At 68.0% G+C, this 13,700-nt stretch carries 14 protein-coding genes; 6 read left to right on the top strand and 8 right to left on the bottom strand.

Annotated elements, in window-relative coordinates; genetic code table 11:
* Positions 1 to 260 precede the first annotated feature (260 nt).
* From ASE70_RS12510 to ASE70_RS12500, 3 genes are read left to right on the top strand one after another with little or no spacing between them, the layout of a single operon-like run.
* Positions 261 to 650, top strand: coding sequence for a hypothetical protein (locus ASE70_RS12510; protein ID WP_056400803.1), 390 nt, complete (start codon positions 261 to 263; stop codon positions 648 to 650).
* Positions 647 to 2,035 carry an NAD(P)H-hydrate epimerase gene (locus ASE70_RS12505; protein WP_200925638.1) on the top strand — a complete coding sequence of 463 codons (1,389 nt, stop codon included), beginning with the start codon at positions 647 to 649 and terminating at the stop codon, positions 2,033 to 2,035. The genes ASE70_RS12510 and ASE70_RS12505 overlap by 4 nt, the downstream gene beginning before the upstream one ends.
* Positions 2,026 to 3,228, top strand: a complete 1,203-nt coding sequence (locus ASE70_RS12500) for a class I SAM-dependent RNA methyltransferase (protein ID WP_056505328.1) — start codon at positions 2,026 to 2,028, stop codon at positions 3,226 to 3,228. The genes ASE70_RS12505 and ASE70_RS12500 overlap by 10 nt, the downstream gene beginning before the upstream one ends.
* Before the next feature lie 107 nt (positions 3,229 to 3,335).
* Here ASE70_RS12500 and truA read toward each other — a convergent pair whose 3' ends face one another.
* A complete protein-coding gene (gene truA / locus ASE70_RS12495; RefSeq protein ID WP_056400797.1) occupies positions 3,336 to 4,079 on the bottom strand; it encodes a tRNA pseudouridine(38-40) synthase TruA in 744 nt (247 codons plus the stop codon).
* Positions 4,076 to 4,981 carry a methionyl-tRNA formyltransferase gene (gene fmt / locus ASE70_RS12490; RefSeq protein WP_056505325.1) on the bottom strand — a complete coding sequence of 302 codons (906 nt, stop codon included), beginning with the start codon at positions 4,979 to 4,981 and terminating at the stop codon, positions 4,076 to 4,078. The genes truA and fmt overlap by 4 nt, the downstream gene beginning before the upstream one ends.
* 53 nt (positions 4,982 to 5,034) lie before the next feature.
* On the opposite strand from fmt, the gene recR reads away from it, so the two are divergent.
* From recR to rmuC, 3 genes are all read left to right on the top strand, one after another.
* Positions 5,035 to 5,631 carry a recombination mediator RecR gene (recR, locus tag ASE70_RS12485; RefSeq protein ID WP_056505321.1) on the top strand — a complete coding sequence of 199 codons (597 nt, stop codon included), beginning with the start codon at positions 5,035 to 5,037 and terminating at the stop codon, positions 5,629 to 5,631.
* A 31-nt stretch (positions 5,632 to 5,662) separates the two neighbouring features.
* Complete coding sequence (gene def, locus ASE70_RS12480) at positions 5,663 to 6,187, top strand: peptide deformylase (protein WP_056505318.1); 525 nt, start codon at positions 5,663 to 5,665, stop codon at positions 6,185 to 6,187.
* Positions 6,188 to 6,267: 80 nt separating this feature from the next.
* A complete protein-coding gene (gene rmuC, locus ASE70_RS12475; RefSeq protein ID WP_056505315.1) occupies positions 6,268 to 7,674 on the top strand; it encodes a DNA recombination protein RmuC in 1,407 nt (468 codons plus the stop codon).
* A 287-nt stretch (positions 7,675 to 7,961) separates the two neighbouring features.
* On the opposite strand, the gene ASE70_RS12470 is transcribed toward rmuC, so the two are convergent.
* The 6 genes from ASE70_RS12470 to ASE70_RS12445 all read right to left on the bottom strand — a co-directional run bounded on the left by ASE70_RS12470 (position 7,962) and on the right by ASE70_RS12445 (position 13,485).
* On the bottom strand, positions 7,962 to 8,885 hold the full coding sequence (locus ASE70_RS12470; protein WP_056505312.1) for an arginase family protein: 924 nt from the start codon (positions 8,883 to 8,885) through the stop codon (positions 7,962 to 7,964).
* A gap of 31 nt (positions 8,886 to 8,916) precedes the next feature.
* Positions 8,917 to 9,714, bottom strand: a complete 798-nt coding sequence (locus ASE70_RS12465; RefSeq protein ID WP_056505309.1) for a TrmH family RNA methyltransferase — start codon at positions 9,712 to 9,714, stop codon at positions 8,917 to 8,919.
* An 8-nt stretch (positions 9,715 to 9,722) separates the two neighbouring features.
* The gene (locus ASE70_RS12460) at positions 9,723 to 9,944 is read right to left on the bottom strand and encodes a hypothetical protein (protein ID WP_056505306.1); all 222 of its coding nucleotides are present in this window, start codon (positions 9,942 to 9,944) and stop codon (positions 9,723 to 9,725) included.
* A 66-nt stretch (positions 9,945 to 10,010) separates the two neighbouring features.
* Positions 10,011 to 11,264, bottom strand: coding sequence for an N-succinylarginine dihydrolase (locus tag ASE70_RS12455; RefSeq protein ID WP_056505304.1), 1,254 nt, complete (start codon positions 11,262 to 11,264; stop codon positions 10,011 to 10,013).
* A gap of 2 nt (positions 11,265 to 11,266) precedes the next feature.
* Positions 11,267 to 12,280, bottom strand: a complete 1,014-nt coding sequence (locus tag ASE70_RS12450; protein WP_056505299.1) for an arginine N-succinyltransferase — start codon at positions 12,278 to 12,280, stop codon at positions 11,267 to 11,269.
* Positions 12,277 to 13,485, bottom strand: coding sequence for a hydrolase (locus ASE70_RS12445; RefSeq protein ID WP_200925637.1), 1,209 nt, complete (start codon positions 13,483 to 13,485; stop codon positions 12,277 to 12,279). Before ASE70_RS12445 ends, ASE70_RS12450 begins: the two co-directional genes overlap by 4 nt.
* Positions 13,486 to 13,700 lie beyond the last annotated feature (215 nt).

The following is a 13,700-nucleotide window of genomic DNA, read 5'->3' as shown; positions in this document are numbered from 1 at the left end:
TGCGGCCCCGCTTGATCAGGTCGGTCCCCTCGCACGCTGGACAACGCATCCTATCCTCCCCGTCCCAAATCAAAGGAACACAGAAGAATCCAAAACGCGCCTCGTGTAAACAGTCCCGCCTACGCGGGGGTACATTGATTTTGTAGTTGGATCTGAAACTTTCACAGAGCTCTCGCCATCGCCGGGAAAGAGCTGCGAACGGCAAGAACGGCACCACACGCGACGATACCCGCCGACCGGCATATGGTATCGAACCACCAATGATCGACAAACGCGCCTTCCTGATCCCCGCCCTCCTGCTGACGGCATGCGATCGGCGACCCGACCCCGACGTCCTTGCCAATGTCGAAGCCGGGCAGCGCGCCGCTGCGGCGGATGCCGGCCGTATCGACTGCGCCACCGGCGATGCGCCGATCGCAGCCGCCTGCACGATCGAACGGACCGCCGACGGCACCGACACCATCCTGACGCTGCGCCAGTCCGATGGCGGCTTCCACCGGCTGCGCATCACCCGCGACGGCCGCGGCGTCGTCGCGGCGGACGGCGCGGAGGCGGCGCGGGTGACCGTCATCGGTAACGACCGGATCGAAGTCGCGATCGGCGACGCGCGGTATCGCCTGCCCGCCACGGTCGGCCCGGTCACGCGATGACGCTGTCGCCCGCCGACGCCCCGATCCTTCGCGCCGCCGAGATGCGCGCAGCGGAGAAAGCCGCTTTCGCTACCGGCGTTTCGCAGGACACGCTGATGGAGCGCGCCGGCACTGCCGTCGCGCAACAGGTCCGCCGGATCACCTTCGGTCGGCCGATTCTTGTGCTGGCAGGCCCCGGTAACAATGGCGGCGATGCATTTGTTGTTGCACGGCTTCTACAGCAATGGGGGTATGACGTCACGGTCGCGGCACTCCCTGCCAAGCCAAGTGGCGCAGCCGCCCGGATGGCGGCTGCATGGACCGGTCCGATCCGATCGATCGAGGACGCCGAACCCCGACCGATCCTTGTCGATGGCCTGTTCGGCACCGGAGTCACCCGCCCGCTCGACCCGCAGCTGGCCGACCGCCTCGCCACGCTGTCCGACCATGCCTTCGTCGTCGCGATCGACCTGCCGAGCGGAGTCGACAGCGATGCCGAACACGCCTTTGCAGGTGCCGGTCGTGCCGACCTGACCGTGGCGCTGGGGGCGCTGAAACCCGCGCACGGGACCGGCCCCGATGCCGGCCGCGTGGGGCATGTCGTGCTGGCCGACCTCGGCATCCCGATCCCCGCCACCGTCCGGACGATCCGCCGCCCGAAGATCGATCCGCCCGCGCGCGCCACCCACAAATACAGCCGCGGCCTGATCGCCGTCCTCGGCGGTGCCATGCCGGGGGCCGCCCGCCTCGCCGCCCGCGCCGCGCTGTCGGCTGGTGCCGGCTATGTCGTATTGACCGGCGACGCTGCGGGGCAGGGCGGTCCCGACGCGCTGGTCCGCCGCGATGACCCGCCGGCGCTGCTGACCGACGAGCGACTGGCGGCGGTGCTGGTGGGGCCGGGCCTCGGTCGCGACGATCGTGCCCGCGCCCTGCTCGATGCGGCGCTCGCCACCCACGCCCCGCTGGTGATTGACGGTGACGCGATCTCGTTGCTCGGCGCGGCTGGCGTTGCGCGGATCGCCGCCCGCACCGCTCCGACATGGCTGACCCCGCACGAAGGCGAATTCGCCCGCATGTTTCCGGCAAAGGGCGGGAACAAGATCGACCGCACCCGCCACGCTGCGCTACAGGCGCGCGCGACCATCGTTCATAAAGGCCCCGATACCGTGATCGCTTGCCCGCAAGGCACCGCTATTTTGTCCACCCATGCCCCGACATGGCTGTCGACCGCCGGCACCGGCGACGTGCTGGCCGGCACGCTCGCCGCGCGTCTGCGTCCCGGTGGGACCGCCGCCGCCGAACAGGCGGTGTGGCTGCATGGTCGCGCCGCCCGGCTCGCCGGCACGGCCTTCGTCGCCGATGCACTGATCGACCATCTGGGACAGGCGATCGCCGAATGTCGCTGACCGATGACGATCTGATCGTCCGCGTCGCGGCGCGGGGCGAGGGGGTGACCGGCGATGGCTGTCACGTGCCCTTCGCCGCGCCCGGCGACCGGCTGCTCGGCGATGGATCGATCGCGCCGGGGCCACATCATGCCGAACCGCCCTGTCGTCATTTTCCGACCTGTGGCGGGTGTCAGCTCCAGCATCTCGACCTCGACTCCGAAGCCCAATTCGTCGCCGACCGGGTGGCCGGGGCGCTCGCTGCGCAGTCGCTGGCCGCGATCGTGCGTCCGGCGATCCTGTCGGCCCAGAAGACCCGCCGTCGTGCGACGCTGCACGCCGATCGGCGCGGCAAGCAGGTGACGCTCGGCTTCACTGAAGCGGGCAGCCACCGCATCGTCGACATTCGCGAATGCCATGTGCTGCTGCCCGAATTGTTCGATGCGATCGGCCCGCTGCGCCGGCTGCTCGCCATCGCACTCAAGGACCGTTCGCGCGCCGACGTACATCTCGCGTGCGTCGATCAGGGCGTCGACGTACTCATCATCGGCAAGGTCGCCGAAGGGCTGGCTGCTGCCGAAGCACTGACGATCTTTGCGCAGGAACAGGGGCTGGCCCGGCTGTCGATCGACGACGGCATGGGGGCGGAGGCGCGCTGGGAGCCGGAGCCGGTCACGGCGACGCTGGGCGGCGTGGCCGTATCGTTCCCGCCGGGCAGTTTCCTGCAAGCGACCGGCGATGGCGAGGCGGCGCTGATCGCAGCGGTCGACGATGCGGTCGCCGATGCGGGGATCGTCGCCGATCTCTTCGCCGGTCTCGGCACCTTCACCCTGTCGCGCGGTGCCAAGGTCCGCACCTATGCGGCGGAGGCGGGGCGGGAAGCGATCATGGCGCTGAAGCTCGCCGCCGCCCGCGCCGGCCGGTCGGTCGTCGCCGACCATCGCGACCTGTTTCGTCGCCCGTTGACGGCCGCCGAACTCGATCGCTTCGACGCGGTCATCCTCGACCCGCCGCGCGCTGGCGCACGCGAACAGGCGCTGGCGCTGGCCGAGGCGAAGGTGCAGATCATCGCCTATGTTTCCTGCAATCCCAGCAGCTTCGCGCGTGATGCTAAGACGCTGGTTCAGGCCGGATACCGCATCGATTGGGTACAGCCGGTCGGGCAATTCCGCTGGTCGACCCATGTCGAACTGGTCGCGCGGCTGGTGCGCTGACTTTCCTACACGCCCCGAACCTGCCATCCGAAATCGGTGGCAGGCGATGGGCCAAACCGGCCATCGCACGAATGGCGCACGAGTGTGACCTTTGTGACCTTTGACCTTCAGCCGGGGTAATCGGCACCCACGAAATACAGCCCGTCGGGCGGCGCATTCAGCCACAGCGCCGACCGGTCGCGCGCCGCGAGGATGTCGGCCAGATCGTCGGGCGCCTTCTTCCCCTGTCCGACCATCGCCAGACAGCCGACCATCGATCGTACCTGATGATGCAGGAACGACCGCGCGGCGGCATGGATCGCGATCCGCTCGCCGTCGCGGGTCACTTCCAGCCGATCGAGTGTCCGAAGCGGGCTGTCCGCCTGACAATGCGCCGATCGAAACGTCGTGAAGTCGTGCCGCCCGACCAGCCGCGCCGCCGCCGCCGCCATCGCCGCCGCATCCAGTTCCTGCGGCACGCGCCACGCCAGCCCCAGTTCATGCGTCAGCGGTGCCCGCCGGCAGACGATGCGATAGACATAGGCGCGCTGGATGCACGAGAACCGCGCATGCCAGTCGTCGGCGACCGCCCGACAATCGAGGATCGCCACCGGATCGGGACGCAACCGCGCGTTCAGCGCCTCCATTAACCGGAACGGGGCCAGCGGCTTGGCGACATCGACATGCGCCCGCATCGCGGTGGCATGGACTCCGGCATCGGTCCGCCCGGCGGCATGGACGGCGGCGGTCTCGCCGGTCACCTCGAACAGCGCGCGTTCGATCGAACCCTGTACGCTCGCGCCCTCGGACTGACGCTGCCACCCGACGAACGGCCGCCCGTCATATTCGACCGTCAGGGCAAAGCGGGTCATGCCAGCCGCGTACCCTCGGGAATCGCAAAGCCGCGCAGCAACTCGGCGGGGGTCATCGCGCCCCGCCCGGCCCGCTGGACCAGTATCGGCCGCAACGCGCCCTCGGCACAGGCGATGGTCAGTGCCGCGTCGACCACCGTCCCCGGCGCGCCCGCCGCATCAACGACCTCCGCCGCCAGCACCCGCACCCGCTCGCCGTTCAGTTCGAAGAACGCGCCCGGTGCCGGATTGAAGGCCCGCACCTGCCGCTCGGCCTCCACCGCACTCCCGTCGAAGCGCAACCGCGCCTCGCTCTTGTCGATCTTGGCGGCATGGGTCACGCCGTCGCCGGCCTGTTCGACCGGCGGATAGGCGTCGGGATCGGCCAATACCGCCAGCATCAGCCGCGCGCCCATCGCGCTCAATTCCTCGGCCAGTTCGCCGGCCGTCTTGCCATCGACCGGCGTCCGCCCCTCCAGCCGCACCGGCCCGGTATCCATCCCCGCCGCCATCTGCATGATGCCGACGCCCGTCTCCTCGTCCCCCGCCAGGATCGCCCGCTGGATCGGTGCCGCCCCCCGCCAGCGCGGCAACAGCGAGCCATGCACGTTCAGGCACCCCAGCCGCGGCGCATTCAGCACGGCCCGCGGCAACAGCAACCCATAGGCCGCCACCACCGCGACGTCCGCGTCAAGCGCGGCAAACGCGGCCTGCACCGCCGGATCGCGCAACGTCTCCGGCGTCCGCACCGCGATCCCCAGCGTTTCGGCCAGCCGGTGGACGGGGGAGGGGGTCAGCGCCTTGCCCCGCCCGGCGCGACGCGGCGGCTGGCTATAGGCCGCGACGACCGCATGCCCGGCATCGACCAGCGCCCGAAAGATCGGCACCGCAAAATCGGGCGTGCCCATGAAGATGATCCGCATCGCCCCTCTCGACACCGTGGCGTCGGCGCGCGCAACCCCCTATCTTGGCATCGATGGCCTCTCCCGAAATCGATGCGCTGACGCAGGCGCTCTCCCGCCTTCCCGGCCTTGGCCCGCGTTCGGCGCGCCGCGCGGTGCTGCATCTGGTCAAGAAGCGGGAGACCGCGCTCGACCCGCTGCTCGTCGCGCTCGACCGGGTGGCGCGTAATCTCGCGACTTGTTCGGCGTGCGGCAATGTCGACACCACCGACCCCTGCGGCATCTGTACCGATCCGCGCCGCGACGACCGCTCGCTGTGCGTGGTCGAGGAAGTCGCCGATCTGTGGGCGCTCGACCGGGCACGGCTGTTCCCCGGCCGCTTCCATGTGCTTGGCGGCCGGCTGTCGGCGCTGGAAGGCGTGCGTCCCGACGATCTCGCCATCGATTCGCTGGTCGCGCGTGTCGCGGCGGGTGGCATCGACGAGGTCGTGCTGGCGATGAACGCCACGCTGGAGGGGCAGACCACCGCCCATTACATCGCCGAGCGGATCGAGAAATATCCGGTCCGCCTGACCCAGCTTGCCCACGGCCTGCCGGTCGGGGGCGAGCTCGACTATTTAGACGAAGGTACGCTGGCGCAGGCGCTGCGGGCACGACGCCCGGTCGCTTGACCGCCGGAAATATGCTACCTAGCTAGCCGCTATGGCCATTCTTCCGATCATCGAAATCCCCGATCCCCGCCTCCGCCTCGTCTCCGAACCGGTCGAGGGCGTGACCGACGAGGTAAAGATGCTCATCGCCGACATGTTCGAGACGATGTACGACGCCCCCGGCATCGGCCTCGCCGCGATCCAGGTCGCGGTGCCCAAGCGCGTGCTGGTCATCGACCTGCAGGATGAGGAAGACGAAGAGGGCAAGCCGATCAAGGCGCCCAAGGCGTTCGTGAACCCGGTGATCGAGGAAGAGTCGGAAGAGCTGTCGACCTATCAGGAAGGCTGCTTGTCGATCCCCGAGCAATATGCCGACGTCGTCCGCCCGGCGCGCTGCCGCGTGACATGGCTGGACGAGAAGGGCGAGAGCCATGACGAATGGCTCGACGGGCTGATGGCGACCTGTCTCCAGCATGAAATGGACCACCTGAACGGCGTACTGTTCATCGACCATCTGTCGCGGCTGAAGCGCGATATGGTCATCAAGAAGCTGAACAAGGCGCGCAAGGCGGCGTAAGCGACGAACCGATCCCCGTTCGCCTTGTCCGGTGGGCGGGGCGCGGGTAAGTTCCGGGTCCGTTCCTCCCGGAGTATCGCATGGACCCGCTCGTCATCGTCATCGTCGCCGCCGTCCTGCTTGCGGGGCTGGCGATCGGCTGGCTGATGGGCAGCCGGCAGGTACAGTCGCTGCGCGAGGAGCGCGACAAGCGCGAGGGCGATTTCAAACAGGCGATCGCCGATCTGGCGCTGGCCAGCGAGCGTGCGAAGGAAGTGCCGACGCTGCGCGAGGAACTGGCCGAACTCCGCGCCGATCGCGATGCGTTGCGGCTCGATCATGCCGCTCTGAAGGCCAATGCCGCGGCGTTCGAGGAACGGCTGGCCGAGTTCAAGGATGCGCGCGAGGCGATGGCATCGCAGTTCCGCGAAACCGCGCAGGTCATGCTCGACGGTGCCCAAAAGTCCTTCCTGCACCGCGCACAGGAACGCTTCGCCCAAGCCGGCGACACCAACGAGATGAAGCTGAAAGCGCTGCTCGCCCCGGTCGAGGCGACGCTGAAACGCTACGAAGCCAGCATCGGCAAGGTCGAGAGCGAGCGGCAGGAAGCCTATGGTACGCTGAAGGGCCTGATGGACGCGATGCGTATCGGTCAGGAATCGGTGAAGAGCGAAGCGGCCAAGCTGGTCAACGCGCTCCGTTCCGCGCCGAAGGCCCGCGGCCGCTGGGGCGAACAACAGCTGCGCAACGTGCTCGAAACCTGCGGGCTTGCCGAACATACCGATTTCCAGATGGAGGTCTCGGTCGATCACGGCGACGGGCGGCTGCGCCCCGACGCGATCGTCAAGGTGCCCGGCGGCAAGAGCCTGGTCATCGACGCTAAGGTCTCGCTCAACGCCTATCAGGACGCGCATGGTGCGGTCGATGAGGTCGAGCGCGCCGCCTTCATGACCGCGCACGTCGCGTCGATGAAGAACCACGTCAACGCGCTGGGGGCCAAGAGCTACCAGTCGCAGTTCGAGGATACGCCCGATTACGTGGTGATGTTCGTGCCGGGCGAGCATTTCCTTGCCGCCGCGCTCGAACATGCGCCCGACCTGTGGGACTATGCCTTCGACCGTCGCGTGCTGATCGCCACCCCGACCAATCTGATCGCCATCGCCCGCACCGTCGCGGCGGTCTGGCGACAGGAGAAGCTGGCGGGCGAGGCGCGGCAGATCGGCCAGCTCGGCCGCGAACTCCATGCCCGGCTGGCGAAGATGGGCGATCACGTCGCGAAGCTCGGCAAGAACCTGGAGGGGGCCAACACCGCCTATAACGCGTTCGTCGGCAGCCTCGAATCGCAGGTGATGACCTCGGCCAAGCGGTTCGAGACGCTCAACATCGACACCGGCGGCAAGTCGATCGATCCGCTCCCGGTCGTCGAACAATCGCCGCGTCCGCTGACGAAACTCGCGGTGGCGATCGCAGCAGCCGAGGAAAGTCAGGACTTCGCGGTCGAAGGCTGACCTGTCCTCTTCCACGTCACCCCGGGCTCGACCCGGGGTCCCGCTTCGTCTCTCCAACCGCGACACAAAAGCGCGACCCCGGATAGAGGCGAGACCTTTGCGAAAGTTTCTGGACCGTACCCCGGCGCAGGCCGGGGCCCAGTTGGGGGACGTTGGTGATCTACGGAAAAACCTTTCCAACTGGACCCCGGCCGTCGCAGGGGTACGGCTCGGCCGTGGGCAAGCTTGGGACGTTCGCAGCGGCTACGATCAAGTCCGGGTAACGGTTCAGGCAACCGCGCCAAACTTCAATTAACCTCCCCCAGCACCAGCCCCATCGTCACCGCGACGATCCGCGCCGCCATCATCGCGCAGAGCCGGTGTGGATCGTCGCGCGCCGGCACATATTCGGCCAGCACCAGCCCGGCGATCTCGCCCTTTTCGGCGAGAGCCCGCAACAGCAGCACGACCGCTTCATACCGCAACCCGCCCGGCGTCGGCATCGCCACCGCCGGAAACACCGCCGGGTCGATCCCGTCGCAATCGATCGCGACCAGATACCGCCCGCCCGCCGGCACCGCGTCGATCGCTGCGTCGATCCCGCCGCGGATCAGGTCGTAGGCGGTGACGATCCGGCTGCCCCAGCCCCGCGCATCCTCGATCTGCCACGCGCCGCCGCTGCCCAGACCGCGCACGCCGACCTGCACCATGCCCGTGACATGCGGCATCTCCGCCAGCCGCCGCATCGGCGATCCATAGCCGAGCGTCTGCCCACGGATATCGTCGCCCCAATCGACATGCGCATCGATCTGCACGACGGTCAGCGCCCCGTGATCGGCAAAGCCTGCCGCGAACGGGATCGGCACCGAATCGTCGCCGCCCAGCACGACCGGCACCGCGCCCACGGCCAGCACCGCGCGCGTCGTCGCCTCGATCCGCTCGCGATTGCCCGCCGCATCCTCGGGCCGGGTATCGACGTCGCCGAGATCGACGACGCCGCGCGCATCGGCCGGGTCGGGAAACGGCGTGAAGCCGAGGTCGAAATCGATCTGCGACAATTGCCGCGCAAACCCCTGCGATGCCGCCCGGATCGCGGCGGGCGCATCGGCCGAATGGCTCGGCTCGCCATCGTCATAGGGCGTCGCCTCGCTCGCGCCGAACAGCACGATGCTGGGTCGGTCGAGCGAGTCGAGGTCGGCGGCGGGCAGGGCGGCGAAGGTCGGTCGGGTCATCCCCGCTGAATGCGTACCTGGCCCGAAAGGTTCAGGGGCGGTGCTGCCCGAGCACGGTGTACGCCATCACCGCTGTCGCGACCGCCGCGTTCAGGCTGTCGGCCCTGCCCAGCATCGGGAGCTTGACCAGCAGGTCGCATTCGGCGGCCATATGGTCGGGCATGCCCTGCGCTTCGTTGCCGGTCAGCAGGAACGTCGGGTCCGGATAGGTCGCGGCGCGATAATCCTGTTCGGTATCGAGGCTGAGGCCAACCAGCGTTCCCGGCCCACGGCGCAGCCAGCTCTGGAACGTCGCCCAGTCGGCCCGCGCCACGGCGACGGTAAAGATCGCCCCCATGCTCGCCCGCACCGCCTCGACCGAAAACGGGTCGACGCATTCGTCGATCAGGATCAGCCCGCCGGCACCGGTCGCATCGGCGGTGCGCAGGATCGTGCCCAGATTGCCGGGATCGCGCAGCCGTTCGGCGACTAGCCACAGCGACGCGTTGCGCCGGTCGATGCCGGTCAATTCGGTCGAGAATTCGTCATAGACGCCGACCACCGACCCCGGATTGTCCTTGCCCGACAGTTTCGACAATATGTCGACCGTGGTCGCGATGGCGATGCCCCCCGACGCCTCGGTCTCGTCGATCAGCGTTTCCAGCAACGGGTGCGGCGCGTCGCTCGCGAAATAGAGTTCGGCCGGCAGCCACCCGGCCTCGCGCGCTTCGGTCAGGATGCGCAGCCCCTCGGCGAGGAAACGGCGCTGATCGCGGCGATGGCGTTTCTCGCGCAAATTGCGCGCGGCCTTCACCATCGGGTTCGAATATGCGGTAATCTCGCGGGGCATATGCCCGACTAGCGAACCTCGCGCTCCGCGTCGATCGAATCGATGATGCGCGTGCCCGCCATGAACACCGCGATCGGGCAGACCGCGAACATCAGCTTGCCTGCGATCCCCGGATACAGCTGCATATAATGAAACCCGCGCTCGACCGCGCCGACGGCAAGGCCATAGATGACGAGGAACGCCTCGAACTTCGACTTGATCGTGAACAGGTTCTTCAGGCGGGTCAGCATGACGACACCATAGGCAAGTTACGTACCACCGACCGTTTTCCGCGGGTTCCGACCGGCAACACGTAGTTAATTGTCAATTAACCCGACAAGGTCGAGCGTTTCGAGCAACACCTCCCGCGCCGCGACGATCCGGTCGATCAGCGCCGGATCGCCGATGTCGGCAGGCGCGATCCGCTCGGGCCACTGCGCCTCGACTACCGCCGCGATCCGGTCGAGCTTGGCCCCGTCGACCAGGAACCGCGGGTCGATCGTCGCCGGATCGGCCACCACGCGGAGCCGCAGGCAGGCCGGGCCACCGCCATTGGCCATCGATTCGCGGACGTCGACGACTTCCAGCCGCCGGATCGGCCCATTGCCCGCGACCATTTCCTGCAACCACGTCCATACCGGCACGTTCGCCCGCGCCTCGGCCGGCAGGATCAGCGCCATGCCGCCATCGGCCAGCGTCACCAGCTGCGCGTTGAACAGATAGGAGGTGATCGCATCGGCAAGGCTGACGCGATCGGCGGGCACCTCGACGATCTCGACCGACGGCATCGCCGCGCGCAGATCGGCGAAGAACCCGTCGCGGTCGTGGAACGCCTGTTCATGCGCGAACAGCACGCGTTCGTTGGCGACCGCGACGACATCGTTGTGGAATGCTCCCGCCGCGATTGCTTCGTCCGACTGCCGGACGAACAGGGTCCGGTCGCCATCCAGCTCGTGCGCGCGTGCGATGGACGCGCTCGCCTCGCGATGCTGGCGCGCGGGGAACGGACCGCCCGCCACGCCATAGACGAATATCTCGATCCCTTCGGCATCATGCGCGTCGGACAGCCGCATGTGGTTGGCCGCGCCCTCGTCCCCAAACGGGGCGGGAACCGGCCCATGCACCGCGAAGGCCGCATTGGCGAAGGCCAGTTCCAGCTGCTTGAGCGTCGCCGGCCATTCATGGCTGCGATGCGGCATCGTGACGAGGTTCGCGACGGTCAGGTGGCAGCGCCCGTCACCGCAATCGGCGGCGGGGGAGACGGTCGCCGCATTCGCCGCCCACATTGCGGATGCCGACAGCGCCTGCGCCTGCAACGTCGGCGATGCTTCCGCGTACCCGCAGTGCAGCCGGTCCAGCCACCGCGTATCCGGCCGGGGATGCGGCAACAATATGCCCTGCGTCAGCCCCAGCGCGAGGTTCGCGCGCATCTTGGCGATCCCCTGCAACGCCGCCATGCGCGGGCGCGATACCTCGCCGGCATTGCGCGTCGCCGCCAGATTGCCGTGGCTCAACCCCGCATAATTATGGCTGGGACCGATGATCCCGTCGAAATTGATTTCCCGTACCATCGTCACCGCCCCACATGACATAGCGTGTCGCCGACCGCGACGCCCAGCGCCCGTGCCGCCTCCGCATCGATCGCGATGCCGTCGTCGCGGACCGTGACTTCGCCCAGACAGGCGCGGAAGTCCGACAGCCGCCCGGTCGACAGCAACGACGGCCTGCCGCCGCGATCGTCGATCGCCACCACCTTGCCCTCGCGCCGGTTGCGGATCGTCATGATCTGGTCGGTGCGTGCGGTCATGGTCGGCCCGCCGTCGAAGATGTCGACGTAATTCTCGTACGCAAAGCCTTCATTCTCCAGCATCCGCATCGCCGCCCGCCCGGTCGGATGGGGCAGGCCGATGACGGCGCGCGCCGCGTCGGGCAGCATCGCGATATAGACCGGATGGCGCGGCATCAGGTCGGCGATGAACTGATTGCCATGGATCGCATTGAACTGGTCGGCATCCTGAAAGGTCATGCCGAAGAAGCGCCCGGCGACCCCGTCCCAGAACGGCGATCCACCCGCCTCGTCGATGATCCCGCGCAGCTCGGCCAGCACCCGGTCGGCAAAACGCCCGCGATGCCGCCCGATGAACAGATAGCGCGACCGGGCGAGCAACAGCCCCAGTCCGCCGGCCCGTTCGCCTGGGTGCAGAAACAGCCCGCCGACCTCGCTCGCCCCTTCCAGATCGTTGACCAGATTGAGGATATCGGCGCGGAACGTCCGTCCCAGTGCCTCACTGTGCTTGGTCAGCGTCGCGACGCGATAGGAATAGAAGGGCCAGCGCTGGCCGACCTTGGTAAACACCTGACACGTCCCGCGTACTTCGCCGGTGTCGATATTCTCCAGCACCAGCACGAACACCTCGTCGCGCGGCGTATCCTCCTCATGCGTGAAGGCGACGGCGCTGCGTTCCAGCCGGGTCAGCAGCGCGCTGCGATCGGGCGGCAGGTTGGTGAAACCGCCCCCGGTCAGCTTGGCCATCTCATAGAGATATTTCAGGTCGTCTTCACGTGCTGCGCGGATACGAAACGTCACAATCCCCCCTGTGCCACGATACGCGAGATGGCGACCGCCGACAGCGCGGCACGTTCGGCCAGGCTGTCGACGATCATATATTCCTCCGCCGAATGGATCGCGCCGCCGCGCACCCCCATCGTGTCGATTACCGGTACGCCCTGCGCGGCGATGTTGTTGCCGTCGCACACCCCGCCGGTGTCGCGCCAGCCGATCGGGATCGACAGGTCGCCGCCGACCGCCTGCACCAGCGCGAACAGTTTCGCGGCACCGGCATCGATCGGCTTGGGCAGGCGGTTGAAGCTGCCATGGACCGCGACCCCGACATCGTGGCTGGCCGCCACTTCCGTGGCGATGGCATCGATCTGCGAGCGGGCGCGGGCGATCTCGTCTGCCCCATGCGGCCGGAAATTGACACGCAGCACCGCATGGTCGGGCACGACGTTGTTCGGCCCGCCCCCCTCGATCCGCGCCGGATTGACCGCCAGTCGCGGTCCCTTCACTGCATTCAGCCGCAGCGCGATATCGGCGGCGGCGACGATGGCATTGCGGCCGTCCTCGGGGTTGCGTCCGGCATGGGCGCTGCGCCCGCGGACCACGATCGAGAAATTGCCGGTCCCGCCGCGCGCGCCCGCCAGCGTCCCGTCGGGGAGAGCGGGTTCATAGGTGAACGCCGCGACCTTGCCGGTTGCCATCGTCTCGATCAGCTGTGCGGAGGCGAAGGAGCCGGTTTCCTCGTCGGAATTGATGACCACGTCATAGCCGAAGCGATCGCCGATCGCCGCCGCCTCGACCGCCCCCAGCGCGGCCAGCATCACCGACAGGCCGCCCTTCATATCGGCGGCCCCCGGACCGTTCAGCGCGCCATCGGGCAGATAGCGCGCGGTCTGGAACGCGTGATCCTCACCATAGACCGTGTCCATATGCCCGGTGAACAGCATCCGGACCGGCGCATCCGGCCGCACGCGCAGCAACAGGTGCCGGCCATGATCGATCGCGCGCACCTGTCCGCCGCTGTCGACCGTCTCGACCGGATCGGGGTCGATCATCTCGATCGCACCGGGCAGGGCGGCGAATTCATCCGCCAGCATCGCGGCGATCTGGTTCAGCCCCGCGACGTTGCGGGTGCCGCTGTTGACCGCGACCCATCGTTCGACCTGCGCCAGCATTGCTGCCTGATCGATCGCGTCGATCGCCCGGCGTTCGTCCACGTTCATCCTGTCCATCGCGACGGTGTAGAGCGATGCGGTATCAAACGGAACCGTTTGTGGTGAGAACGGTCCCCGCCACGTCACCCCGGATCAAGCCGAGGCCTCTGCGAAAGTCCCGGTTCCCGCCCCCTGCCGTACCCCCGCGCAGGCGGGGACTGTTTACACGAGGCGCGTTTTGGATTCTTCTGTGTTCCTTTGATTTGGACGGCGAGGACAGGATGCGTTGTCCA

Source organism: Sphingomonas sp. Leaf22 (assembly GCF_001421715.1).
Classification (GTDB): domain Bacteria; phylum Pseudomonadota; class Alphaproteobacteria; order Sphingomonadales; family Sphingomonadaceae; genus Sphingomonas.
The sequence above is the reverse complement of the archived record's forward strand: the minus strand, read 5'-3'. Positions and strand labels throughout refer to the sequence as shown.